We start from the raw sequence: 25,993 nt of genomic DNA on the forward strand, positions 1-25,993 counted from the left end.
CCGGAAAGTGAATGGAATGATTTTCAGTTGGTTCAAGTCGCGGCGCCGTGCCAGAATTCTGACAGAACCGTTCCCGGCAGCCTGGGATGAAATTCTGCAGCGTTCCATTCCTCAGGTTGCGGTGTTATCTCCCGAGCAACAGACGAAGCTGCGCCGACTCACACAGATCTTCGTGGCAGAGAAGAACTGGGAAGGAATCAACGGTCTTGAACTGACCGAAGAGATGAAGGTGACGATCGCGGCCATGGCCTGACTGCTGGTCGTGGGGTTCCGGGAAGACGAACACTTTGACCACGTGCTTTCCGTGCTCGTCTATCCGGACAGCTACGTCATGAAGAATACTCAGGCTCTCGGGACGACAGGTGTGCTCGAAGGGGAACAGGCCCGCGTCGGCGAAGCCCATTATCGCGGCCCCGTCATCCTCGCCTGGGCCGACATTGAGTTGACCGCTCGCAATGAAACGTTCGGGCGCAATGTCGTCCTCCACGAGTTCGCCCACCAGCTGGACATGCTGAACGGACGAGTCGCTGACGGGGAACCAATTCTTGGGTCAGTGGAGAAACTCAACCGGTGGAATGCCGTGATGCAGTCCACGTTCGATCAACTTACCACAGCCTGCCGAACCGGACAACGAACTCTCATCGACTGCTATGGAGCCACCAATCGGGCCGAGTTTTTTGCCGTCGTCACCGAACTGTTTTTCGAAGGCCCGACCCCGCTGCGACACTGGCATCCGGAAGTTTATCAGCAGTTCTGTGAGTATTATCAGCTGGACCCCGCACGCTGGGGAACGTAACACCTATTCCCAGTTGACGAGTGTCGTCAGTGCATATTCCAGCGGCCCATATTGAAAGACCATCGTGCCAAAGACGGCTGCATGCTGGCCGTCAGGGCGCTGAAACTGCCCGGTATATGATCCCGAGTCTGCACTCAGATTCTTTGCAGTCCATTTGGAATCCCGAAAATCCTGACTGGATGAAGTGCAGCTCCAGAGCAGAGCTTTCTTCGGCTCCTGAGGACAGGTCATGGAGACTCCCAGCGTGCCGTTCTCTTTGGTGAGCGTCCACTTCAATTCCGGCAGCGTCTTCCCCTCAACCACATGATGAAAGAATGCTGCCAGTGTCTGTAAACCCAGATCACGACCATCCGCGCCGTCATCCAGATTGTGCCCGGCGTTCGGGATTCTCAACTGACTTGTCGAACCCGAAAGTTCCGACCAGTACAGGCTCATGGCATCGACTGCCCAATACCGGTCGTTGGCCCCCACGATGAGCAGTTTCGGAATCTTGATCTCCCGGCGGTACGTAAACGGATCCATCATTCTCCACAGTTCACCTTCACGGCCATCGACCGGAATACCGCTTTCGTGAACCAGCCCTTTTCTGGTGTAATCACTGATCTGTTCGCTGTAGAAGCCCCAGGTCTCCTTCTGATGTTTCATCTGCTCGGGGAAGTTCAGCACGTCGATCACCATGGGAGCGGTCCCGATGATCCGGGAGTCGGCAGCAGCTGCCAGCCAGCTCGTCCAGCCCCGTTTCGAAGCTCCTGTAATCACAAATGAACTGACGGGCTGATCCAGCTGTTCCTTTGAAAATGCCTGCAGGGCATCCATGGCCCGCACGGCACTTTTCACCATCGGGAACAGCAATGGCCACGTCGGGTCACCCGTCTGAAGATATTTCAGCCACGTCTCAGAGATCAGGTCGTCTTCCTTGCGTCCCTCCAGCAGAGGCTGATTGGGAACGTGATGCAGCATCGCCACGCGGGCACCACAGTATTTTGCCAGCTGCAGTCCGAGGGGAAACTCCTTCGGGTTCGGTTCTTTTCCGACACTCCCGCCGGTCACAAAGAGCAGCATCTTGTCTGGATGGACCACTTCCGTCGGCTCGTAGACCATCAGGGCATGTTCCCAGACAATCCCCTGCCACTTCTGCGAGACCAGATGCAGTCGATACACATTCCCCAGCGGGGTCGGGATCGTTTCCTTCAGTGTCCAGCTGAACTCCGGATCCGCCTGCTCCATATAACCTTTGAGCTGAGGAGGCGGGCTCTCCGGGACGGTGGCCTTGATCAGCTCCTGGGCAGCCAGCTGGGAAATCAGACAACTCCACGCCAGCAGTAAACCTGAGCACCGACCGAACCGGGAAGCCATTTGTTTTTCCTTCATTCGAACCAGCAAGTTGAGGCCCGTACTGTCACTGACCCCGGGAAGCCCGAGACATTGATGCGAGAGAGACGACATGTGGCCTACCCTGCGAAAGAGTCTTCAGTTTTCAGATTTTCGTCAATAACGCACAACCAACGAAAAAAACAGCCCCGACTCAGCCTGGATGAACCGTGTCATTGTGACCGGCCAACGGAGTGATAGACTCCGGATCTGCGTCGCTTCAGTTCCGAGTTTTCTAAAGGATCTGTTATGAAACACTTCGTCATGGTTCTGTGTGCTGCGTTCATGTTCTCGAGACTTGCGGCTGCTGCCGAACCAATCGGAGAGTTGCGTGCGATCGACTGCCAGGAGGGTCTGGAGTTCGATGTCCCCGCCAAGCCGGGAGACATCTTGCAGTTTTCATTTTCTGGAGGAGTCTATCCCGGAGGGATGATTGACAACGTCAAAGTCACCATCGACGGCAAGTCTGTCGAGAAGCTGGGAGTGGTGTTTGTTCCCGAATTCAGTGAAACCGGGGAACGACTGCTCGGCGGGATCAAGATCTCAGCTTTCTTCGCGGTGAAAGGGAAAGCCCACAGCCTGCTGAAACTGACCCCCACGGGAGAGGACGTGGAACCGAAGACCTACAAAATCAGGATCGTGCCTCAACCCTGAGTGAACGTTCAGCACAAGACAGAAGTCACGAGCCCTTCCGCGGAAACGTCGAGGGGCATTCTTTTTCAAGGGGAGTAGATAATGCCCACTGAAAAGGGGTGAGACTGCAGTGGAATCCGATCTACCTTTAACGACTTTTCCGATCACACCCCCTTCAGCAGATATGCCACCAACGATGGACGCATCACTTGCTGGCACCGCCAAAAGGATGTGTGTTTTCTACAAGTTTCTGCGGTTTTCCATATATTCTCGACATACATTTTTGGAGAACGAATGGTCGGGTCAGTTCTGAAGATGTCATTTGAATGGGGCTGACCTTGAGAGATTCCGCACACGGTGCTCGTGTGTTGCCTTCGTCGACAGGGTGTCAGAATGCCGCCGCCTCAATTCGCGAAAAACTTTGCATGCACAGACTCCCTGACGCCAGACCTGATTGAATTCGACTGGAAATCCGCTTCGATTCCTCATCCGGAAGACTGGGCTCCTCCCCTGCTGGCGGCGGCCCGAACCATCCAGTCATCGCCGGTGCCGATGATGCTGCTGGTGGGACAGCAGGGAACGATGTTCCCGAATTCTCCCATGAAATGGCTGCTTGCCTCACAGTCGGAAGAACAGGCGACCGGATGCTCTGTCCTGGAATACCTCCCCCACTGGGCCGAATCCTACACGCATGCCTGGTCGGGGACGACCTGTCGACCGGGACTGCCGATACGATGCTGTCCCGCGAAATCGACCACGGTCTCCTGGTTCCATCTCGACTTCGTGCCCATTACCGAAGAAGACGGGACTGTGGTCGGAGTTCAGGTTGTCGCCACGGATGTCACGTATTACATCGAACGCATTCGCTCTCTTTATGAAACCGAACAACGCTTTCGACTGGCGATGGAATCCTCGGGGATGGTCGGAATCTGGGATCTCGACGTCAGAACGAATACCAGTACGGCGGATGCCAACGTGGCCAGAACCTTTGGGCTCGACCCTGCCGACTGTCTGAACGGTGTTGATGACAGCGTGTTCATCCGAACCCTTCACGAGGATGATCGCGCGCGAGTGTATGAAACGCTGCAATCCGCAATCCGAGAGAACAGGCCCTACCGATGCAAATATCGCGTCATTCCCCAGAACGGTCGCCTGCGCTGGGTGATTACTTCAGGAAAGCCATGCTTCAATGAGAACGGCGAGCTGATTCGACTGCTGGGGATTGTCGTTGATGTCACCGACCAGATGGAGACCGCCATCGCCCTGGAAGAGAGCCGCTTCCAGTTTGAAACGCTGACCGAAACTCTGCCTCAGATTGTCTGGAGCTGCGACGGTCAGGGGCGGCATGATTACTTCTCCCGACGCTGGAGCGAATTCACCGGCATTCCGCCACAGGACATTACAGAAGAGACGTGGAAACAGCTCGTCGACCCCGAACACTGGGAAACCGTCTCCGCAACCTGGGACGAGGCTCGGCGGGAAGGCAAGCCGTACGACATCGATTATCGGTTCCGACACCATTCTGGAGTGTTCCGATGGCTGCGGGTCATGGCGTTGCCGATGCGGGATGACAGCGGCCGCATTACCCGGTGGTTCGGGACCAGCATCGACGTCCACGACACTTATCTGGCAACCGCTGAACGCGAACGACTCTCGCAGGAACTGGAACGCATTGCCACAGAGGATCAACTAACGGAAGTTCTCACGCGTCGTGCATTCGTCGAACGGGCCAAAGTTGCCCTGAACCGGGCCACGCAGCAGGAAACCCCCATTGGCCTGATCATGCTGGACATCGACCACTTCAAATCCATCAATGACACGTACGGGCATCCCGGGGGAGACAAGGTGCTGACGATTGTCGCCAGACGCCTGAAGGCTTCCCTGGACGAAGCCGATCTCGTCGGCCGGCTGGGTGGAGAAGAGTTTGGCGTCCTGCTCCATCAATGCAACGACTATCAGGCTCACCATGTCGCGGAGCGGCTTCGCAGAGCCGTTCACCAGAATCCGATCGCCGTGGACGACCATCTGGAAATTGCAGTCACCATCAGTGTGGGGGTCACAGCGAAAGTGCCACGAGCCGAGAATCTGGACGATCTGCTGCTGATTGCTGACAAGGCCTTATACGCTGCGAAAACCTCAGGTCGAAATCGAAGCGTCTTCTTCGCCGACCTCATCGAACAGGTATCGGTCTGATTCGCTGACTCTTCCTTGCCAGACAGGCTACTGAATCGGCAGGAGCATCGGGAGCGGATAGTTATTGTAGAGCAGGAACGGCCAGTAGGCGTCCAGCTCCCCAACCGAGATCGGATAGGGCTGAGTCAACTGCGGGCGAGGATTGACCACTCTTTGCGGAGTGTCCGTTTTGTTGACCACGGTCGGCCGCATCTGCCCGAACAGGATCTCCACGGTCGTGTCGTGGCGATAGCTGGGGTTGGCCAGATACTCAGCTCGGCGGTAAGGAATCGACTTGTAGACCGCGTCATATCGGGCGATCAGGTCTGGAACTTTTTTCTTTTCCAGAGGCACAATCTCGACAACCCATTCCTCTTCGACGGGCTGTGAGACAGAAGGAGCGGTGTCTGCCGGGGCCGGCGGGATCATGGGCGGAACGACCTCTGAATAGGCATCAGGCACTTCCGGACTCGGGACCGGACCGGGTGCCGGAGGTTCAATGACGTCTCCGGAATCGCTCACCTCCGGGAGGGGCGGAACCATGACCGGCTTGACGGGAGATGGCTGGGAGGGAGGGGGGAGTTCAACGACGGAATCGGTCGGCTCCGGCTCGGGAGCCGGCAAATCCTGGGACCGACCGGTCAACGGCAGAATCGCCCCTCCGAGCAGCAGGGTCGCGACTGCAACGCGGAAATACCGCATCGAAATCCGCGAGGAAGCGGGATTCCACATAATTTCACCTCTGGGGACTCACGGTCTTTAAATAACGCCCCAACGACCCTAAATCCCCAGGTCTACCGTTGTCAAAATGGGTTTTCCGCATTCAGAAAGTTTTCCCGGATGCCTCTCTTCTCGCGAGTGACGCAAATTCCGCTTGGTGGAATCGCCGCTCCCAGCGTAAGATCCCGCCCCTTCCGTTTGATTCCCTCCACGTTCTCGCTCGAAAGACCTGTAAACCTGCCTCCGGTTTCTTCGAAATTTCAGCCCTCCACCATGGAACGATGACGCCGAACTTCGCTCCTACGACTGGTCATCGCCGGCTGTCCCGATGCGGCCAGGGAGTGATTGCGCTGTTACTGGTCTGTGGCATCGCGTGTTTGCAGGGATGCGGAACAACGAAGTCGAACACCGCTACGGAGCAGTTACTGAACTCCGATGCTGTTGATGCGTCGGTCGCGAAGATCGACTTTACGCCGCTGAAAGGTCAGCTGGTTTACTTCGACACGAAATACATGGTGAATCATAAGGGAGTGGGGTTTGTCACAGCCGAGTACGTGATCAGCTCGCTTCGACAGCAGATGATGGCGGCCGGCCTGCTGCTGCAGGAGAAGCCGGAAGACGCCGATTACATCGTGGAAGGTCGAATCGGAACCCTGGGAACCGACAGTCACGAACTGGTGTATGGGGTTCCCTCCAGCAGCCTGAGTGCAGCTGCCACTGCCGCTTCGGCCCTATCGGGAGTCCCGGCAGCTCCGACGATCCCCGAAATGTCGGTTGCCCGCAGAAACGCTCAGGCGGGGGCTGCCAAGATTGGTGTCTTCGCGTACGACCGGGAGTCCCGAGAGGCCATCTGGCAGTCCGGAATTTCCGTTGCGCGGTCGACTGCCCGCGACGTCTGGGTCTTTGGCGTGGGACCGTTTCAGCGTGGAACGATCTATAACGGGAAGACGCGATTTGCGGGTGAGTCTCAAGATGCCCCGATCGCCAGCAAGCGGGAGGGGTTCGCCGGAACGATCGCAGATTATCGGGATGAGAACATTTTTCAGCCCCCGCTCCGGAAATCTCGTGGAGAGAACTCGGATGAGGCGACGGGGGATGGAGTCCATCAGGCAGCGGGGAGTCAAGAAGGTGGGGTTGTACCAGCGACACACGCAGCCCCTGCTTCGGCGGCCCCGGTAGTTCCTCCAAGTCCATAAAGCCCTATTGACTTTCGGGTAGGAAATTGCCGATAGTAGGCCTCAGTTGACGATTGACATCGTTCGATCGGAAGCTAACATTCGAGTAATGGCATTGCTTCAGTGGCGTCCGTTGTTGACGGTTCTTGAAATCAGGTGATTTTAGACCACCAGGGCGTCTTCCCAGTAGCGGCACTTGCTGTGTTCGCTTTGAAGCGCGATGATCTTTTTCGCCACGGTGTCTCGACACTTATGTGCTCGGTCACCATGTGTGTTCGCAGTGTGGCCGGGTTTGTGGGGCGTCACGTGACGACGAAATCCCGCATGGCAGCAAGCTTGGTGCGCATCTGCAAGGGCGGAATAATCGGACAGCTTTGAGGCGACAGATTCTGATCAGGGCCAAAATCAGTTGTGTCTGTATGCACTTCGATCCGCATCCGTTCATGTGCGGTGGCGAATTTGCAGGGTTGGGCCAGCTGAAGGTCAGTGAAGCGGGCAAGCAGTTGCCACATCCGGCATTAAGCAGTCCGGAGTCGAGTATTCCAGGAAGTTGAAATACTGATTGAAAGGCGAGTCGTCCGGGGACCTGCTGAGCTGGATTGGCGACGGCATTCCCCAGGAATCACCCCATCCGGCCGCGTTATGGCGCCAGGAGCGGCGGTGCTCAGACGAACGGGATCTGGCCAGAATTGCGGGATCTGTTTGTGAGCGCAACTACTTCGGGTTCCCGAACGCACTGGCATTCGAAGAGATACCGGATTCCGGTCTCGACCTTCATCAAAACGACCGGCGTGACCTCCCACACATCCCGGCATGAAGCATTAGAAGTCACGGCTCGGTAGTGCTCGAGCTGTCAGAAAGTTGCGATCGGAGAACTGGTTGTCTTGTTCCCTCACGGTTTCAGGTTTCTCGAGAATCTTCAGCTTGAAGAGGACCGCAGGGAAATCCGCTGTGCAGAACAATCAGGAGTTTCAGAAGTCCACTCTCGGTTCAGCTTTCGAGAGTCTGCCCTGCAATTCCCAGCAACCTTGACGGTTCCCCTTTAAACATCAATTGATCTAGTCAGGTTCACTCGTATGCCTCCCAAAAGCTCCTCGTCCTCCAGCCCCCGACGCTCTTCCACCACGCGCAAACCACGCAAGAAGGAAGAAGCTGCCGTCGATTCTGAAGTCGTCGCTTCCTCCGCTGAAGCCAGCGCAAACGATCAGGACTTCGGCGCTGGCATTGTCGAAGACGAGCCTGCTCCTCCCAAGGCACGCTCTTCACGGTCCAAGGAAAGCCGCGAAGAAAAAGCTGCCGCACGGGCTGCCGAGCGTGAAGAAAAAGCCGCCGCTCCTGTCGAAGAACAGGAAGCTCCTGCAGAACCTCGCCGTGAATCCACACGGGCCCCTCGCGGCACACGATCCTCGCGATCCCGCGCCGCTCAGGAAGAAGAACGTCGGCCAGCTCCCGTAGAACGGTACGAAGACGAGCCCGTAGAACCTGTCCGCGAAGCAACACTCTTCGATCTGGATGACGTCGATCTCGACGATGATGATCGCGACGGCCCGTCCGATTCCGCAGAAGATCACCCCGCCCGCGAAGGGGGAGGCGAAGGTGATGATCAGCGTCCCCGTCGCCGCCGTCGTCGTCGCGGTCGCCGTGGAGACGGCCCCAACCCGACCGGCGGTCAGGGTGGAGGCAGCAATCAGGGACAGAACCGTTCTGGCGGTGGAAACCGACAGGGTGGATATGGTCAGCAGCGGGATCACAACAACAATCGCCGTCGCGATCAGCCGCAGGGTCGAGGAGGCCGACAGAACTCCGGTTCCAATTCGAACTCCGGCCCCGGCAACCGTGGACGACGAGTTTCCAAATTCGAACAGAATGCCGCTCCGAGCGAACCCGTTCCAATGAGCGGAACAATCACCGGCGTGCTCGAACTGCACCCCAAGGGGTACGGCTTCCTCCGCTCCGCTGACAACGACTACAGTGCTCGCGAAACAGATGCCTTTGTCTCCAGCTCGTTCGTCGAGAAGCATCATCTCCGTGAAGGGATCATGCTCACCGGAGATATCGGCCCGGGAACACGCGGACAGGGTCCTCGCCTTCTCACCATCAACTCCATCGATGGGGGAAGCGTTGAAGACTACGAGAAACTCAAGCACTTCGACACGCTGACTGCCATCAATCCGTTCGAGCAGATCAAGCTCGAAACCGGTCCTAAGCCGGTCACGATGCGAGTCATGGACCTGCTCACGCCGATCGGCAAAGGCCAGCGTGCACTGATCGTCGCTCCGCCCCGAACCGGAAAGACGATGCTGCTGCAGGACATCGCGAACGCGGTCAGCATCAACCACCCGGAAATTCACCTCATCGTGCTGCTCATCGACGAACGGCCGGAAGAAGTGACCGAAATGCGACGGACCGTGAAGGGCGAAGTGATCGCTTCCTCCATGGACCAGGATGTCGAAAGCCACGTCCGGATCAGCCAGCTGATCATCGAACGCGGAAAACGGCTCGCCGAAGCAGGCAAGGACTGTTTCATCCTGCTGGACAGCATCACCCGAACCGCCCGTGCATTCAACAAATGGGTGCGTGGCGGCCGTGATTCCAAGATCCAGACCGGGGGTCTCGACGTCCGGGCGATGGACATTCCCCGCAAGATGTTCGGAACCGCCCGCCGCTTCGACGAAGGTGGCTCGCTCACCGTCTGTGCCACCGCACTCATCGACACCGGCAGCCGGATGGACGATGCGATCTTCCAGGAGTTCAAGGGAACCGGAAACATGGAACTGGTGCTCAGCCGCGACCTCGCCGAAAGGCGGATCTGGCCGGCACTGGACATCAGCAAGTCGGGAACCCGTCGTGAAGAGAAGATCCTTGACCCGGATCTCCTCGAAGGAATCATCATGCTGCGTCGCAGCCTGGTCTCGATGAGCCCGACCGAAGCCATGGATCAGCTGATCCGAACCCTCGCGAAGTTCGACACGAACCGTGAGTTCCTGCAGAAGATTCGAGCCGTGCTGTAAAGAAAACGGCCCGGTTGAATCTCAACGTGAATGCGAAGAAGCCTGCAGATTCTGCAGGCTTCTTTTTTTAATGAGCCACGACCCACGAAGCCGTATTTCACCACGACGGGGATTCGGCATCGCCCGTTGGCAGCCCTGAAATGAAAAAGGCAGACCACACAGGTCTGCCTTGGAATGGATCATCATTCAGATCGGGTCCGATTCCGTCTACGGAACCTGGCCGTATGCTTCAGCTGCAGCTTCCTCCTGCTGAACGCGATATTCTTCCGCAGCACGGACGGTTTCGGGCAGCAGGAATTCCGGGCCAGCCGGGAAGAACTGGACGTCATCCCGCAGGTAATAAGCGGAAGGGAGCGTCTGGCCGCCAATGTTCGTCTGGCAGCCGCAAAGCCCGCTGCACGACACAATGCCGCCCAAAATCAAGGCGAACTTTGTCGCGAATGTTCGTTGGACGTTCATGCCGATTGCTCGCGTCTTTGTGGGAATTTGACCTGTCAAAACTCGGACTGTCGCGGATCTTCGCTTCCACGGCAGGTGCACGTGGAATTCCAACTTGAATCCACGCATCAGAGTTATCGACCGCAACCTCTCGCCCGCTCCAGCAAAATCAGAAAAAACGGCATTTCAGGAACATTCGGCACATTTTCGGGTATGGCCGCCCTGCTGTACCAGCCCTCCCGAACCAACACAGGTGGGAAAAGCACAAAGATCAGCCGACGATGATCCTGCCGGCGGGAATTCTCAGCTCCCAAGTCTCGCATTCACCCCAGCGTCTCAAACTCCTCTTGTTGCTTTGCCGAAGAACAGACTAACTTCCCGTACTCACGAGAACGAAGAAATTCGCAGTTTTCGGGCCGGCTGAGAAGCATCATGTGTCGTACGCTTTCCGCGCTGGCCCACCCCCGTCAATGAGGGCCACCCGCTCCTCAAGGAAGAGAGATTTCCGCACTGGCGCCGCTCGCCGCCCGGAAGTCATCATCAGGAGAATCAAAATGTTTCAGTGTTCGGTCAGGATGACCGGATATGCCATGGCATTGTCACTGTGGAGTTGTCTGCAATGCCTGGCCGCTCCTCCACAGCAGTCGCTGTACCCGATTGCCGTAGGCTCAAAATGGATTTATGAAGCGGCGGGCAATCAGCTCGTCGAAGAAGTCACCGGTTACGACATCGTTGACGGTGAACGCTGTGCGCGGGTTGAAACCAGCATCAACGGAAAAGTGGTCGCCTACGAACACCTGGCATTCCGGTCCGATGGCCTGTACCGCGTTTCCATCGCCGGCGAACGCGTTGTCCCGCCTCTCTGCTTTTTGAAGTATCCCTCGCCCAAGGGAGGTCAATGGGCCGTCGCCTCGCAGGTTAACGGGATTGAAATTGCAGGACAGTTCTCGCTGGGCCAGGCCAATATCACGGTCCCGGCCGGAGAGTTTGATGCTGTCACCGTGCATGGAACCAGATTCGAATCCGAGGCTGGTCCGCTGGAATTCACGTACTACTTCGTGCCAGGAGTCGGTAAGGTGAAGCAGGTGATCTCCACCAAAAACAAGTCGACAGAACTGGTGCTCAAGGAATATCAGCCGGCGCGGTAAAACGATTCCCGCATATGCCCCGTTGACGCGCTGTCCAGAGAACTCGCCAAAACTGCAATTTCCACCGCGACCGTCCGTGGGGTCAGGGGTTACAAGTGCAGCGGGAGCGCGTTCTGCCGAGAACGGCAGTTGCCAGCGCTGATCGAAACAGATTACGATGCATTTCATTGAACTCATTCATCGAACTTATGCTGGCGTGGAATGCTCATGCGCGATGCATTGACTCCCGTCGAAGTGATTGTCAATCGGATCCTGGTCGTCGAAGGGGACCGGGACGAAGCAGAGTTTCTCAAGAACTTCCTGCAGAAGCACCGCTTTCATGTAGACATCACGCGTGACGCCGGACAGGCCCGCTCGACGTTTAACATGCATCAGCCCGACTTCGTCATTCTCGAGGCGATTCTGCCGAATGAAGTCTCGGGTTATGAAGTGTGCGAACACCTGAAACGGGAGAAGAACTCCGTTCCGGTTCTCATGCTGACAGCCATCGACATGGATGATTCCCGGGCATTGGCGCACCGGGTGGGCGTCGATGCCTATATGACCAAACCTTATGATCCAGAAGAACTGCTGGGCCAGATCCGCACGGTCGCTGAGTCAGTCTGGCACCGCACTCACATGGGTGAAGACCCACAGGCAGGCGATTCCGAGAAACTTCGCTTCTCCTGCACTGAATGCGGTAAACATCTGAAAGCAAAAGCGGCTCATCGAGGCAGAACATTGAATTGTCCCCGCTGCGGGCAAGCGGTGATCATTCCTCAAAATTGACGAGAACAGTTCACGCGAGCGGGCGATGTCAGTCACCCGCTCACCGAAGAAAATCATTTCCCCGCACAAGGAATCGAGCATGGCAGCGCTGCCGATGATGCTTGAGATTCAAACAGGCAAACACAAGGGCCGTCGCGTCAAACTCACCGAAACGGAAGTGATCGTCGGCCGCGGCGAGGAGTCCGGAATCCGGATCGCCTCAGCGGAAGTCAGCAGGGAACATTGCCGGCTGATTCCGGATCATGGGCGAGTTCGAGTGATCGATCTGAACAGTCGCAACGGCACGTTCGTTGATGGCCGTCCCGTGAACGGCGAACGGATGCTCAACCCCGGGGGCTCGTTAACCGTCGGACCACTGACGTTCGTCCTGATTGGAAACGAGGAATCGGCGACGCTGAAGACGGCGGTTGCTCTGAAAGGGAAATCCGGAGTCGGCGACAAGCTCTCCGACGACGAAATTGCCAACTGGCTCTCGGACAGTGAAATTCCCACCACCAGTCCGGATGCACCAACCGAAACCGCGATCATCAAGAACGCTCCCACGACCGAGCCGGCTCAACCCGTTGCACAGCAGCCACCCTCCTCCCTGCTCTCTTCCTCGCACCTGCAGGTTGCCAAACGCCGCGAGTTCAAATCGGTGGCTGAGGAGGCCCAGGACATCATCCGTCGGCATTATGAGATGCTCGCCCAGGAAGAAAGGGCCAGCTGAAGTCTCGCCCTGCAGCAGGAGAAACGCGTGCGTCGGATTCAGCGGTTTTCTTCGATTTCATTCCTGTGAATTGTGCTTCACCGTGAAATCGACTCTGATGCTCCCTACTGAATCCGTTTCCTGACCTCTGTTCCGCTTCTTCTCCATGCGAATCATTGCTGGCAAATATCGTCGACGCCTCCTTCAGACCAGCCCCGGGGAAGTGACTCGCCCGATCACCGATCGGGTCAAGGAAAGCCTGTTCGAGAACATTTCCCAGCGTCTGCATGGAAAACGGGTCGCCGATATCTTTGCAGGTACGGGGACCATCGGTCTCGAAGCGCTCTCGCGGGGAGCAGAATGCGTCACCTTCATTGAGAAGGACAAAATCGCCCTGCAGCTGCTGCGGGAGAACGTCGCCTCACTCAAGTGCGAAGAAGAAACGTTGATCTGGCCGGCGGATGTGCTCCGCTGCTCGTTCAAACCGAAAGGGAAAAAGGCCCCGGGATTCGCACCGTTCGACGTGATTTTCTTCGATCCGCCTTACAAGATGGTTCCGGCCATGAAGACGGGTTCGCCGCTGTGGCTGTCTGTCGCGAGGCTGGCGAAGGACGACGTCTCCTCTCCCGGAGCAACGATGGTCCTACGCGTCCCCGAACGTGCGGAGTATGATCTTCCGCCGCAGTGGAGCGTCAACTGGACGCTCACCATGTCCAACATGAAGATCCACATCTGCGAGCGAACCGCGATCGAGAACATCCCGGGCGAGCGGGAGACGTAAGTCTCCCGATACCGGACGACATCGATCAACACGCCCACAATGGAACTTCACCAGCCGGGACTACGCCGGCCACTCGTGACCGCAGGCGTTGCAGCTGAAGCCGACCAGCGTTCCGGTCCCCGGGACCATCCGGCCGTTGCGTCCCCAGACGCCGTTGTTCAGTTCAATCGACTCGACCGTGACCCGGTCACAGATCGGACAGCAGCGGTTTCGCAGCTGCAGCCGGGCGCGTTCTTTGACTGAGTTTCCCCGCTGAGAAGCGAATTCCTGGAACGAGAGAATCCGGGGTTCATCGCCAACGTCACAGTCGGCCACCAAAGCAAGCTGGCTCATCCTTGAGTCCTTTTTTCACAGCATGTGAAGTCTGTCAAAGTGATGCATTCCCTGCAGCACGAGCGGCAAATTACCCTCAGTTCCCCGCCTCGGCAACAGAGCATTCGTACAGTTCCTGCCGGTCCAGGCCCACTTCACTCAAGATCTGGTAGGAAACCGCCGAAACTGCACAGGATCTGGAGGAGAAATTTCGGCAAAAATTGCCGATTTCCTGAGCGAGATTGTTCTCAGCGGGAGTCGCCGGTAACGTTTAAACTTCCTCGCGAAATACGCGATCAGAATCGGCGACAGCGTTTTTGGATGAGAGCCTCGAGTGAAGTACGATACGGTCATTATTGGTGCAGGAATGTCCGGGCTGGCAGCGGGGATCCGACTGGCCTACTACGACAAAAAAGTCTGCATTCTCGAACGCCATACCACGATCGGCGGGCTGAATTCCTTTTACAGACTGCGTGGCCGGAATCATGATGTCGGCCTCCACGCCGTCACGAATTTTGCCGCGCCGGGAACCCGTACAGGACCACTGGCAAAACTGCTGAAGCAGCTGCGGCTCCGCTGGGACGACTTCGACCTGTCACCTCAATGCGGATCGTCGGTGGTGTTCCCCGGGCACCGGATCCAGTTCACCAATGACTACGAAGCGTTCCTCGACAATGTCTGTCAGGAGTTTCCGGACCAGGCTGACAACTTCCGCAGACTCGTCCAGCACATCGAGCAGTTCGACGAATTGAACCTGCACCAGGCTGCGGTCTCTGCCCGAAAAGTGGTCAGCGAGTTTCTCAGCGATCCGCTGCTGATCGACATGCTGTTCTGCCCGCTCATGTTTTACGGTTCTGCCATTCCGCATGACATGGACTTCAATCAGTTCGTGATCATGTTCAAGAGCATCTTCAAAGAGGGGTTCGGGCGCCCCCGTGAAGGGGTCCGGCAGATTCTCAAAACCCTGGTCAGGCACTTCAAAGCCCTCGGGGGCGAACTCAAACTGCGGGCCGGAGTAAAGGAGATCAAGATTGTCGACGGCCGCGCGGTAGGGGTTGTGCTCGACAACGGAGAATTGATTGAAGCAGACAATGTGCTCTCTTCAGCTGGCGTTGTGGAAACAGAATCGCTGTGTGATCCGGTGGCAGCTTCACAGCAAGTCTCCTCGCACGCACCCGGTGAAGTCTCCTTCAATGAAGCGATCTTCGTGCTCGACTGCCAGCCGAGCGAACTCGGTCACAAGGAGACCATCGTCTTCTACAACAACGAGGGAACGTTTCACTACGAACCGCCACGCGATCCGATCGACCTGCGCAGCGGCATCATCTGCTCTCCCAATAACTTCATTTACCCGGACGGGCAGCAGCTGGACGACGGTGTCATCCGGATCACCGCGCTGGCCAATCCCGAGTACTGGATGACCGCCCCTGAAGACGAATACGTCAACGCGAAGCACGCCTGGTGCGACCGCATGGCGAAGTCCGCGGTGGAACATATTCCGGACTTCCGCAGCCACGTGATCGACATTGACGTCTTCACGCCCCGTACGATCAAGAAGTTCACCGGACACCTGAACGGTGCCGTCTACGGAGCCCCAATGAAAGTCCTGGACGGCACGACCGGGGTGAAGAACCTCTTCCTGTGCGGAACCGATCAGGGCTTCCTGGGAATCATCGGCTCGATGCTCTCAGGGATCACCATGGCGAACAACCACTTGCTGCGTTCGTGAGTGAATTTATGCGGTCACCCACACCAGCTTTCTTGTTGCCGCCAATAGTGGAATGAGGGTAGAATTCGTTGAGGAATTAAATCCATTTAGCTTCCATGAACGAGCGAGCCATGAGCCAGCCAATGACACTGGACGATGTTCTCGATGCTGCCGAGCAACTTGATCTCGACGCTCAGGCCGAGTTGGTTGCAGTTCTCAACCGTCGTATTGCTGAACGGGGACGAAAGCGGGCGACAGATACCATTGCACAGGCCCGGCAGGAGTTCACAGCTGGAGAATGTCGACCGATGACACCCAGTGAGATCCTGCGGGAAGCGCGCTCGTGAGTCGCATCCTGCTGCATTCGGCAGCGTTTGGGCGAGACTTGCGCAGGTGGCTGAGAGTTCATCCAGACTCAGCTTCTTCAGTTGAGTCCTCTCTGGAACAAATGTCCGCTGATGTCACACATCCCTCTTTGCGAACACACAAATTGCGTGGTTCACTTGCCGGATGCTGGGCCTGCAGCGGAGGCTACGACCTGCGAATTGTGTTTGAATTCACGCAACACGATGGCCAAGAGGCCATCTTACTTCTGGCCCTTGGAACGCACGACGAAGTTTATTGACCTTCTGCGCTGAGGCACATTGAAGGACGTCCAGCAATGAAGCTGATTCAATACCCGCTGATCCTGACTGGAATTCTCCTGACGATCTCTCTCCTCACAGATCTCAGCCTGACGATGTTCGGACCGATGACTGCAGATACTTATTACCTGCCTCTTCGATCAGTTGCCATCTCCGACGAACATCGCGAGGAGATTGAAGACATCCTCATCAAAACTCACCGAGATCTGATTGCTCACCAGCGAAGATACTGGTTCGCAGTTCATGGATTTGCGTTGTGTGCCGTAATGCTATCGTTGATCGCAACAACCCGCATCCCAATCTGCAAAGACGACGCTTCTGCGTAGCTGCCTGTTTTCGCTACGACCGGAAGATGAAGTAGACCGCTCCGCACATACATAGCCCGGCCCACAGGAAGTTGATGTTGATCGGCCGGTTCATGTAGTAGACCGAGAACGGAACGAACACCGCCAGCGTCACCACTTCCTGAATGATCTTCAACTGCCCCAGCTGAAGGTGCTGAGCGTTGCCGTATCGATTGGCGGGGACCTGCACCAGATATTCAAAGAAAGCGATCAGCCAGCTGATCAGGACTGCAATGTACCATGGCTTTGTCGCCAAGTCCTTCAGATGCCCGTACCAGGCGAAGGTCATGAAGATGTTCGAGATCGTCAGCAGGAAGACAACCACACCGATGGCGGAAAAGTTCATAATTGCCAGGTCAGTAAGAGTATTGCGGAGTCCAACAAGGGATTGAGTTCGAGTGCTATACGCGTTTAGCCGCACACATTCCGTGTACGGCTAGAGCGAAATCCTGATTTCACAATAAAATTACTTGAGCAGTGCGATGACGAGCCCGCTGCGAATCTTCGGATCGAACCAGGTCGACTTCGGCGGCATGAACAGGTTCTGCTCGCAGACGTCGACAAACTGCTGCATAGTCACGGGAGCCAAAGACAACGCGAAGTCGTAGTCCCCTTCGTCAACCCGCTTCACCAGATACGCAGCATCCTTGTTCCCGCCGACATAGTTGATGCGTTTATCGCGGGCATCGGGCATTCCCAGAATGCTGTCAATGATGTGTCGCTGAATGATGTCTGAGTCGATTGATTCGGCAGCGTTCTCCGGATTGAACGAACCGGCTTTCGGCGTCAGTTCATACCATTCGCCCCCGAGATAGAGCCCGAACTTGCCGACGGTGGCGGGCCGGTACGGACTGATTTTCCCCAGAGATTTCACCTCGAACTGGGCACCGAGTTTCTGCAGGAACTCCGCAGGCTGCAAACCATTCAGCGGCAGCAGACGGTTGTACGGTTCCAGGCCCAACCGCGAGGTCGGGAAGAAGACGGTCAGGAAGTGGTCCAGTCCCATGGCAGCGGCTGCAGCACTGCGGTGATTCCCGTCCGCCACGTAAGCTGCCGGCTCCTTGGCAATCAATGCGATCAGTTCAGACTTGGTTTTCTCATCGCTGATCAGCCATGAACGATGGAGATTTTTGTCCTCGTCCAGTGTTTCGAAATCACACGCAGACGCCTGTGTGATGCGGGTGAGAGCGGCCAGCAGTTCGCCATGAACATCGTTGACGGCCAGGTTCACTGTCCCGAAGTCGGCGTCGGTCGCTTTCAGGAGCTGGGCACGGCCTTCGGCCTTCTCAGGGCGAATTCCTTCATTACGGACCACGCTCCCTTGCGGAGTTTTGTCAGTCCGAATCTCGGATGTCAGCCCGAAACCGCCGACTCCCAGCTGAGGCTCATTCGGCCGCTTGGGGGATGTGATGGAATAAACCCAGAGGACATCTTTGGCTTCCCGCATGAGAGGAGACTTTTCAAAGAGTCGCATCTCGCTGGTAGCGTGAGCCAGAGCTTCCGCACAGCCGTCTTCAAGCATGTCGGCCTCAGCGGCCGTGTGACAATGCGGCATCGTGATCTTGAGGACGTTCTCAGGTCGTTCCTGAATCAGGTCCCAGACCTCCTTGTCGCTCTGGAACTCATCATAGTTCGGAGCGCTCACATGAAAGGCAGCAGAGGAATCTACAGGGACCAAAGCACGATGAATCGGACGAAGTGTGGGCATGTCGTGATCGTTATAGGACTGAAGTTCAGTGAATCGAAGGATCTGAAGAAAGTCGCCGTATCAACTGCGACCCGTTTATGTTCATCCTTGTCGTCAACGTGTTGCTATCGTTTGAGCGGCTTGTACTTGAGGCGGTGGGGGCGGTCGGCGTCGGCTCCCAGGCGTTCTCGCTTCTGGATCTCGTACATCTTGTAGTTCCCTTCGAACCACACCACCTGGCTGTCCCCTTCGAACGCCAGGATGTGGGTGGCGATGCGGTCCAGGAACCAGCGGTCGTGGCTGGTGACGACGGCACATCCGCCGAAGTTGCTCAGCCCTTCCTCCAGCGAACGCAGTGTTTCCACGTCCAGGTCGTTGGTCGGTTCGTCCAGAAGAATCAGGTTCCCGCCAGAACGCAGCAGCTTGGCGAGATGGACTCGATTCCGTTCTCCTCCGGAAAGGTCCCCCACGAACGTCTGCTGTTCGGATCCTTTGAAGTTGAAACGACCGCAGTAGGCTCGGGCGTGAATCTTCGTCTTGCCGACTTCGAGCATGTCCTCGCCGCCGGAAATTTCTTCGTACACCGTCTTCTTGGGGTCGAGAGCATCACGGGACTGATCGACATATTCCAGATCGACCGTTTCCCCGATGCGGAGTGAACCGCCCGTCGGCTCCTGCAGGCCCATGATAATTCTAAACAGTGTGGTCTTACCGGCACCGTTGGGACCGATGACTCCCACAATCCCCCCAGGCGGGAGGTTGAAGCTCATATTTTCAAAGAGCAGGCGGTCCCCGAACGCCATGGTCAGGTTCTCAGCCCGGACCACCAGTTCTCCCAGCGGTCGACTGACCGGAATCTGAATCTGAATCGCGTCATCGCGTTCATCGAACTGCTGGGCAGCCAGTTCTTCGTAACGCTGCATACGGGCCTTGTTCTTCGTGGCCTGAGCCTTGGGCGACATCCGCACCCACTCAAGTTCCTTCTTCAGAGCCCGCTGGCGCTTGTCTTCTTTCTTCTGTTCAACATTCAGCCGGGCCTGCTTCTGTTCGAGCCAGGCAGTGTAATTCCCTTCATAGGGGTAACCGTGACCGCGATCCATTTCCAGAATCCAGCCAGCCACATTTTCGAGGAAGTAACGGTCGTGGGTGATCGCCACCACTGTCCCGGGGAACTCGTGGAGGAAGCGTTCCAGCCAGCCGACCGACTCAGCGTCCAGATGGTTCGTCGGTTCGTCCAGCAGCAACATATCCGGATTCTGCAGCAGCAACCGGCACAGTGCGACGCGACGTTTCTCACCCCCGGACAGATGTTCCACCAGAGCATCGCCATCCGGGAGACGCATCGCCTCACAAGCCATCTCGACCGTGCGATCCAGTTCCCACAGATTGCCGTGATCAATTTTCTCCTGAACCGAGGCCTGCTCTTCGAGGAGCTGATCCATCTCCTCCTGGGAAATCTCTTCGCACAGCCGCTCGTTGATGGCGTTGTAGCGATCCATGATCGCCTGAGATTCCGCGACAGCCTCCGCGACGCATTCCTGCACCGTCTTCGTGGGGTCGAGCCGGGGCTCCTGCGGGAAATATCCCACTTTGATTCCCTTGGCGGGACGGACCGACCCCATGAAGTCCTTATCTTCCCCAGCCATGATCCGCATCAGGGTACTTTTCCCCGAGCCGTTATCGCCGATCACTCCGATCTTGGCCCCTGGAAAGAAGGAGAGCCAGATGTTCTCGAGCACGACTTTCTCGTCGTACATGCGAGTCAGACCCTCGATGGACATGATGTATTGCTGAGACATGGCGGAGCACAAAAAGGGAATAGAGGTCAGGGAAAGAAATACGTTGGTCAGCTGCGACTCGAAGAGAAGCCCGTATGACAGAACTCCATTATTGCATGATCAGAAAGCCGCGTGGAGCGTTCATAGACGTTCCAATACGCAGAAACAACCCGAACGACGAGTTTTTCCTGCTCGGGAAAAATGAAGGCAGCCGGACGGACGGTCCGGCTGCCGAGATGACATTCTACCAGCTGTTGATGACGTGTAAATCAATGCTGATTCATGCGTCGGTTATCCCCGAACTGCGGGGGAAGTGCCCACACGGGCCTGCTGTGGCGAGGCTGCCGGGACGACGTACCCCGGGCGATAATCCCGAGTCAGCATCTTGTTGGCGGGATCGTTCGTGATAAACCGCTCCTGGGCAGGGTCCATTTCCAACCACGGACCGACCAGCAGCTTCGGATCATTGAGGTCGACACCGTTGGCCTGAAGGTGTTCGGCCATCCGTTTCCAGGAGTCCGCCCACAGCGGATCTGTCGAAACCTGTTTCTCGATTTCTTCAGCGGATTGATGCTCGCCCAGCAGGTGACTGATCGCCCCCGTGTGACACAGAGCACTGGAAATGTGACCTTCCAGAATGTCGCCGGTCAGGTCAGTGTGCTTCCCGGACCGGACGGCGTCGAAGAAGTTGTCGAAGTGTCGCTTGGTCGCGTCTCCTTCCGTCTTCCACGATTCGATCTTCTCTCCATCCGGTGAGAATGCCGTCGCCTCCACATAACTGGGAACGACGACGTATCCGTTCTCGCACTGGATGATCACTCCGACGGTCGAACCCCGGTAGGAGTCCATTCCCGTACCGTAGTTGAGTTCCTTCTTCGGAAGTCCACGCGTTTCGAAAATCAGCGGGGCTTTTTCGTAAGCGTGATACACGATCTGAGTGTTTGGCGTATTGCCCGCATCCTCATATCCCAGGCGGCCGCCGATACTCATCACGCGTGGTGACAGTGACTGTTCTCCCAGAAACCAGCGGGCGATGTCCATCTGGTGAATCCCCTGATTCCCCATATCGCCGTTGCCGGTGTTGAAGTCCCAGTGCCAGTCGTAGTGAAGTTTCGGCCGATAAATATCGACTTTCGCAGCGGGTCCGCACCACAGGTCGTAATTGAACGAAGCGGGGAATTCGAGCGGCTTATCAAGCTTGCCGATACTCTTGCGGGGCTTATAGCAAGTGCCGATGGCATACTGGATTTTTCCGAGTTTCCCTTCCTGCACGTAATTGACAGCCTCAATGAGCGCAGGGCTGGAACGGGACTGGGTTCCGCACTGACAGATCTTATTCAGTTCGCGCGCCCAGCCGACCATCTGACGCCCTTCCCAGACATTGTGGGAGACCGGCTTCTCAACATAGACGTGCTTGCCCGCCTGCATGGCGAGAATCGAAACCAGCGAGTGCCAGTGATTGGGGGTCGCTGTGCTGATGACATCCACATTCGGATCTTCCAGTGCCTTGCGAAAATCCTCTTCGAGCTTGGGTGCCCGCCCCTGTCTCATTTCCACCGCCTGGGCTTTACTGGCCGCCTGAGAAAGGTCCGGGTCGCACAGGTAAAGAACTTCGGCGTCGACCCGCCCCGCGATCTGAGAAAGATGCTCTGCACCGCGCCCCCCGGTACCGATCATCGCGACGCCCAGCTTATCGTTGGCGCTTTTACTCTGAACGGTGTCGTCAGCCCGCAGTTGATGCCGTTTGAATGCACGACTTCCAGCAGCAGCGGCCGCTGTGGCCTGAAGGAAATATCGGCGCGACAGAGACATGGTAACCTCTCCTGATTTCACGAGATCTGAGGCATGATTTTTCAAGAAATCAACAAGGCTTGACTTCGATTTCAGTATACAGCACCGGGAGTTCCCCCGGCAAATCCACTCCAGTTTTTTGACACCTCCCCATTTGTGGCTTAGGGTTGGAATGTCCTGAGGAGTCGCAGGGCTTGTACCCCTATTTTTCATGAGGTGACCGGAATGGACAACATGGGCCGGAAAGACCGAGAGCATTCTATGCTCAGCACATCGACGATTCTCATTCTTAGCGGTTTTCTGCTGGGAATGTCTGTGGCACACCCCCTCGGGGATCTGTCGTTTTACATCTTTACCTGTGGGCTCACCGGACTGGTGGCGTATCTGACCTTCGAAATGACAGGTTTGAGAAACGAACGGACAATGATCCGGCACGACCAGCGGTTGATGGAAGCACGGCTCCTTCGCCACGTCGGGCTGAGCCTGCAGCAGTCCTCGCACGAGCACCACGAGAAGGACCGCCTCCTCGACTGGCTCCGCCGCGAGACAGAAGCTCTTTCACGATCGTGATTTAAGTTTTTAAATCCCGGCGAATTTGATCAGGCTTTCAACGCACAGAGCGCGGAGAACGCAGAGAAAGAAGAAATCCTCTTACTCCGCGAACTCGGCGCTCTGTGCGTTTCAAAAACTCTTCACTCCCCCGCCTGACCGTCCAGCGGAACCTGTTGCGGTGATTGCAGATAGGCGATCAGATCCCGAATCTGTTCGGACGTCAGCTTCTCCAGCTGCCCCTCAGGCATCGGCGACTGCGTTGTCCCTTTCATCTCTTCGATCTCACTCTTCTCCACAGTGAGTTTTTCTGTCAAAGACTGCAATGTGATCGTGCGTTCAGTCTGCTCGAGGATCACGCCGTTGAGCACTCGCCCATCCCTCAGTGCCAGAATGGTCATCCGGAAATCCTTGTTGACCACTGCGCTGGGGTCGATGATGTTTTCAAGCAGGTAATCGAGATTTGAGCGGTTCGACCCGGTGAGATCCGGCCCGATCGTCTGCCCCTCTCCAAAAAGCCGGTGACACTTAGCGCACGATGCATTGTAAAGAGCCCGGCCGTTCGAGACGTTGCACAACCGGAGGACGTCCGGAGTCAGCTTCGTCTTCAGCTCAGCAATCTGAGCCCGCTTGTCTTCAGGGGTATCCCGCAACTGCCCCCAGACGTCAGCCACGGTTCGACTCAGTTCATCATTTCCCAGGCTGTGAATCTGTCGAACGTGATAAGCGGTCAGATCAGCACGCGGAATTTCTCCGTTCGCCACCGCCTCTAACAGCAGCTTTGCAAAGCCGGCTCTGGAGACCAGGATGGAAATCACCTGCGGACGTCCCTCAGGGGGAAAGTTGCGATATCCCTTGATGAGGGTTGCGGCGATTTCCGGGTCATCGAACAATGCCAATCCGCCGGCAGCGACAGTCGCCATTTCGCGATCGGCCAGCAACTGCTCGCACATCTTCCGCAGGTTCGGGGGGCGACTCTCGATCAGCTGCGCCAAGGCCGACCGTCTGGCTTCAATTGGAGTCTGGGGGTCAAGGGCGATGGCCTTCATTTCATCCAGTGCCCGGCCGTCCCCGAACAGGAGGTTCAGTTCCCGGAGCCGCTCGACAACGGCAGGATTCTTCGAATGTTCCAGCTGCAGCTGCACAGCCCCCCAGCTCACGGGAGGAACTGCTTTCCGCCATCCACGCAGTGCTTCGCTGATCCCATTCAGAATATCGAGGGCATAAGCATCCGGCTGCGTGGCTGTGAAGGTCAGCAGCTTGCTGAGAGGTGCGGGCCTTTTTTCAATGTCCTCAGCCAGGCGGCGGGCAATGAGTTTGCGAGTAAGAGGCCAGGTACAGGCTGCTGCGACGGGCAAAATCGACTCCGGTTCCGAATCGGCCACGGGAATCAATCCGTACCAGACCAGGAGCGGCAGGTTATGATCGCCTGCATCTTCCGTGCGGGAAACGAGGGCCTGTGCAAGCGCCGCTCGATTGCTGACCGGAAGACGCTGGAGTGTGGAAGCGAGAGTCAACCGCACCAGTGCTGACGAATCCTTCTTCGCCATTTCCGTGAACAGGGGGAGAAGTGTCGCGGCGGCGGACTTCACGTTGGCGAGCGTCTCTGAACTCTGAAAAACCGGACCGAGCGGACCGTCCAGGGGCCAGGAATCGGTCAGCATGCGAACGGCCCAGCAACGGATCGGTTCACGGGGGTTGTGCAGCTGTTGAATCAGAAATTTCTGATCAACACCATCAATGACGAACAGGGTCATCAGGGCGCGAACCTGATTCCTGACGGACTGGTCCCCTTCGAAGAGGGCCATCAGGGATTTCACGGTTCCCGGTTGAAGCTGTCCGGCAGCCTGTCGTTCATCCAGTATCAGACGCGCCTGCCGGACTTCCCATTCATTGTGCGATTCATGCAGCCTGACGAGTTCTTCATCGGAGAGCTTCCGCATGTCGAACGGTTCGACGGGTCGCGGGTCTCCGTAGGTCACTTTGAAGATTCGTCCGCTCGTCCGATGCACCCCGGTGCGATCATGACATTCTCCGGTGTCGCTCCAGTCGAGAATGAAAACGCCTCCATCCGGGCCGGAAGAGAGATCGATGCCTCGAAACCACGAGTCCGAGCTGATGAGGAGATCCTGATCATGTCGGCCGACGAATCCACTTTCCGACCGCTCGAGGATTTCGTTGTTGAGTCTTCGGCCGTGCAGATTCACGGTAAACAGATGCCCCTGATAGCGCTCGGGCCAGTTGTCTCCCTGGTAAATCATGGCACCGGAATGGGCATGCCCTCCCCCCATTTCATTGGCCGCCCCGTCGCGGGATTTCGACCAATGCTGGCCAACGTCGAAATGCCAGTGATCCGCGTGCTGATCGATCAGCTGATAGACACGGGGATTGGGATCGCGGCTGGTCCCCTGACTGAAGTGCGCCCCCGGGAACAGATGCCAGAGATGCCCGTTCACGGTATTGACCATGAAGCACTCCCCGAGGGCATTCCAGTCATGCCCCCACGGATTGGTGGTGCCGGTCGCGACCACTTCGACTCGTTTACTTGCCGGATGGTACCGCCACATCCCACCCCGGAGGCTGACCCGTTCTTCACGCGCAGTCCCCGGCGTTCCCAGGTCCCCCGGACAGGAGTGACCGCATCTCCCGTAAAGCCAGCCGTCGGGCCCCCATCTCAGGCCGTTGGCAAAGTTGTGATAGTTGGCATCCGCGACGGTGAAGCCATCGAGAACCACCAGGGCCGGACCATCGGGAACGTCATCGCCGTTGGCGTCCGGGACGAAGAGCAGCTGCGGAGGGCACAGCAGCCAGACTCCGCCATGACCGACCTCGACGCTCGTGAGCATCTGAACGTCATCCGTGAAGACCTTGCGGGAATCAAATTCCCCGTCGTGATTGTCGTCCTGAAGGATGATGACCCGATCCCGCAGACCGAGGTCGAAGCGGATTTTCCCTTCAGCGTAGGTATAGTTTTCCGCAATCCAGAGCCGTCCCTGACTGTCCCAGGTCATGGCAATGGGATTCTGGACGTCCGGCTCCGCTGCAAAGAGGGTCGCCTTGAATCCGGGTGGGAGCTGAATCGCGTCGAGGGCAGCCTGTGGCGGCGTCGCCAGCGCCTTCGCATCATCTGCCGAATTATAGGGTTCCGGAAAATCAGCCCCTGCACACAGGTTTGCCAGCCCCAAAAATCCACAGAACAGCAGCCCCTGCCACGAATGTGAACTTCTGCAGGTGCGCATGCATCCCTCCATCACAGATCCGAATTCGCCCCGTCCGTTTTAGACTGACACATCCGGATGTTTGTTTCCAGTCCGACTGCAATGCTGAACGGGGGGTTCGTCCGATTCGCATGCGAGATGTCTCAGCCCGGAGCTTCCCGATTCCAGAGCTTGGGAATTGCTAAAATTCGAACCGTGAATTCCAACTCCTGCCCACTCGGCCTCCTGCGATTTCATGCAGTCGAAAGCCCCGGGGAGGCC

The 25,993-nt window shown here is 57.0% G+C and carries 21 protein-coding genes and 1 pseudogene; 13 read left to right on the forward strand and 9 right to left on the reverse strand.

Annotated elements, in window-relative coordinates; genetic code table 11:
* The first annotated feature begins 16 nt into the window (after positions 1 to 16).
* Positions 17 to 796: pseudogene (locus SH661x_RS22545) on the forward strand (zinc-dependent peptidase).
* A gap of 3 nt (positions 797 to 799) precedes the next feature.
* On the opposite strand, the gene SH661x_RS22550 reads toward SH661x_RS22545, so the two are convergent.
* On the reverse strand, positions 800 to 2,152 hold the full coding sequence (locus tag SH661x_RS22550) for a PhoPQ-activated pathogenicity-related family protein (RefSeq protein ID WP_437226294.1): 1,353 nt from the start codon (positions 2,150 to 2,152) through the stop codon (positions 800 to 802).
* A gap of 264 nt (positions 2,153 to 2,416) precedes the next feature.
* Between SH661x_RS22550 and SH661x_RS22555 the strand changes: the two genes are divergently transcribed.
* Together SH661x_RS22555 and SH661x_RS22560 are read left to right on the forward strand one after the other, a co-directional pair.
* Entirely contained in the window at positions 2,417 to 2,821 is a 405-nt protein-coding gene (locus tag SH661x_RS22555) for a hypothetical protein (protein WP_437226296.1), read from the forward strand.
* A 372-nt stretch (positions 2,822 to 3,193) separates the two neighbouring features.
* Positions 3,194 to 4,993 carry a sensor domain-containing diguanylate cyclase gene (locus SH661x_RS22560; RefSeq protein WP_437226298.1) on the forward strand — a complete coding sequence of 600 codons (1,800 nt, stop codon included), beginning with the start codon at positions 3,194 to 3,196 and terminating at the stop codon, positions 4,991 to 4,993.
* 27 nt (positions 4,994 to 5,020) lie between these two features.
* Here SH661x_RS22560 and SH661x_RS22565 read toward each other — a convergent pair whose 3' ends face one another.
* Positions 5,021 to 5,704, reverse strand: a complete 684-nt coding sequence (locus SH661x_RS22565) for a hypothetical protein (protein ID WP_437226300.1) — start codon at positions 5,702 to 5,704, stop codon at positions 5,021 to 5,023.
* A gap of 269 nt (positions 5,705 to 5,973) precedes the next feature.
* On the opposite strand from SH661x_RS22565, the gene SH661x_RS22570 reads away from it, so the two are divergent.
* Both SH661x_RS22570 and rho read left to right on the forward strand, forming a co-directional pair.
* Complete coding sequence (locus SH661x_RS22570; protein ID WP_437226302.1) at positions 5,974 to 6,888, forward strand: DUF6655 family protein; 915 nt, start codon at positions 5,974 to 5,976, stop codon at positions 6,886 to 6,888.
* A gap of 1,055 nt (positions 6,889 to 7,943) precedes the next feature.
* The gene (gene rho, locus SH661x_RS22575; RefSeq protein WP_437226304.1) at positions 7,944 to 9,878 is read left to right on the forward strand and encodes a transcription termination factor Rho; all 1,935 of its coding nucleotides are present in this window, start codon (positions 7,944 to 7,946) and stop codon (positions 9,876 to 9,878) included.
* A 207-nt stretch (positions 9,879 to 10,085) separates the two neighbouring features.
* On the opposite strand, the gene SH661x_RS22580 is transcribed toward rho, so the two are convergent.
* Positions 10,086 to 10,337: a hypothetical protein gene (locus SH661x_RS22580; RefSeq protein ID WP_437226306.1), complete on the reverse strand. Its 252-nt coding sequence runs from the start codon at positions 10,335 to 10,337 to the stop codon at positions 10,086 to 10,088.
* A gap of 533 nt (positions 10,338 to 10,870) precedes the next feature.
* On the opposite strand from SH661x_RS22580, the gene SH661x_RS22585 reads away from it, so the two are divergent.
* From SH661x_RS22585 to rsmD, 4 genes are all read left to right on the forward strand, one after another.
* Positions 10,871 to 11,464: a hypothetical protein gene (locus tag SH661x_RS22585; RefSeq protein WP_437226308.1), complete on the forward strand. Its 594-nt coding sequence runs from the start codon at positions 10,871 to 10,873 to the stop codon at positions 11,462 to 11,464.
* A gap of 207 nt (positions 11,465 to 11,671) precedes the next feature.
* Positions 11,672 to 12,232, forward strand: coding sequence for a response regulator (locus SH661x_RS22590; protein ID WP_437226309.1), 561 nt, complete (start codon positions 11,672 to 11,674; stop codon positions 12,230 to 12,232).
* 79 nt (positions 12,233 to 12,311) lie between these two features.
* Complete coding sequence (locus tag SH661x_RS22595) at positions 12,312 to 12,941, forward strand: FHA domain-containing protein (RefSeq protein WP_437226311.1); 630 nt, start codon at positions 12,312 to 12,314, stop codon at positions 12,939 to 12,941.
* A gap of 145 nt (positions 12,942 to 13,086) precedes the next feature.
* On the forward strand, positions 13,087 to 13,701 hold the full coding sequence (rsmD, locus tag SH661x_RS22600) for a 16S rRNA (guanine(966)-N(2))-methyltransferase RsmD (protein WP_437226313.1): 615 nt from the start codon (positions 13,087 to 13,089) through the stop codon (positions 13,699 to 13,701).
* A gap of 60 nt (positions 13,702 to 13,761) precedes the next feature.
* Here rsmD and SH661x_RS22605 read toward each other — a convergent pair whose 3' ends face one another.
* On the reverse strand, positions 13,762 to 14,034 hold the full coding sequence (locus SH661x_RS22605) for a hypothetical protein (RefSeq protein WP_437226315.1): 273 nt from the start codon (positions 14,032 to 14,034) through the stop codon (positions 13,762 to 13,764).
* A gap of 313 nt (positions 14,035 to 14,347) precedes the next feature.
* On the opposite strand from SH661x_RS22605, the gene SH661x_RS22610 reads away from it, so the two are divergent.
* From SH661x_RS22610 to SH661x_RS22620, 3 genes are all read left to right on the forward strand, one after another.
* Positions 14,348 to 15,742, forward strand: a complete 1,395-nt coding sequence (locus tag SH661x_RS22610; protein ID WP_437226317.1) for a phytoene desaturase family protein — start codon at positions 14,348 to 14,350, stop codon at positions 15,740 to 15,742.
* A gap of 110 nt (positions 15,743 to 15,852) precedes the next feature.
* On the forward strand, positions 15,853 to 16,068 hold the full coding sequence (locus tag SH661x_RS22615) for a hypothetical protein (RefSeq protein WP_437226319.1): 216 nt from the start codon (positions 15,853 to 15,855) through the stop codon (positions 16,066 to 16,068).
* Between the two features lie 314 nt (positions 16,069 to 16,382).
* Positions 16,383 to 16,691 carry a hypothetical protein gene (locus tag SH661x_RS22620; protein ID WP_437226321.1) on the forward strand — a complete coding sequence of 103 codons (309 nt, stop codon included), beginning with the start codon at positions 16,383 to 16,385 and terminating at the stop codon, positions 16,689 to 16,691.
* A 13-nt stretch (positions 16,692 to 16,704) separates the two neighbouring features.
* Here SH661x_RS22620 and SH661x_RS22625 read toward each other — a convergent pair whose 3' ends face one another.
* The 4 genes from SH661x_RS22625 to SH661x_RS22640 form a co-directional block, all read right to left on the reverse strand.
* Positions 16,705 to 17,055 carry a DMT family protein gene (locus SH661x_RS22625; RefSeq protein WP_437226323.1) on the reverse strand — a complete coding sequence of 117 codons (351 nt, stop codon included), beginning with the start codon at positions 17,053 to 17,055 and terminating at the stop codon, positions 16,705 to 16,707.
* A gap of 120 nt (positions 17,056 to 17,175) precedes the next feature.
* Entirely contained in the window at positions 17,176 to 18,417 is a 1,242-nt protein-coding gene (locus SH661x_RS22630) for a DUF1015 domain-containing protein (protein ID WP_437226325.1), read from the reverse strand.
* 104 nt (positions 18,418 to 18,521) lie between these two features.
* Complete coding sequence (gene ettA / locus SH661x_RS22635) at positions 18,522 to 20,195, reverse strand: energy-dependent translational throttle protein EttA (protein WP_437226327.1); 1,674 nt, start codon at positions 20,193 to 20,195, stop codon at positions 18,522 to 18,524.
* A gap of 270 nt (positions 20,196 to 20,465) precedes the next feature.
* Positions 20,466 to 21,986, reverse strand: coding sequence for a Gfo/Idh/MocA family protein (locus SH661x_RS22640; protein WP_437226329.1), 1,521 nt, complete (start codon positions 21,984 to 21,986; stop codon positions 20,466 to 20,468).
* Between the two features lie 240 nt (positions 21,987 to 22,226).
* Between SH661x_RS22640 and SH661x_RS22645 the strand changes: the two genes are divergently transcribed.
* Complete coding sequence (locus tag SH661x_RS22645; RefSeq protein WP_437226331.1) at positions 22,227 to 22,535, forward strand: hypothetical protein; 309 nt, start codon at positions 22,227 to 22,229, stop codon at positions 22,533 to 22,535.
* A 122-nt stretch (positions 22,536 to 22,657) separates the two neighbouring features.
* Here SH661x_RS22645 and SH661x_RS22650 read toward each other — a convergent pair whose 3' ends face one another.
* Entirely contained in the window at positions 22,658 to 25,753 is a 3,096-nt protein-coding gene (locus tag SH661x_RS22650) for a PVC-type heme-binding CxxCH protein (protein WP_437226333.1), read from the reverse strand.
* Positions 25,754 to 25,993: the final 240 nt, after the last annotated feature.

The organism is Planctomicrobium stercoris, assembly GCF_051465655.1.
GTDB lineage: Bacteria > Planctomycetota > Planctomycetia > Planctomycetales > Planctomycetaceae > Planctomicrobium.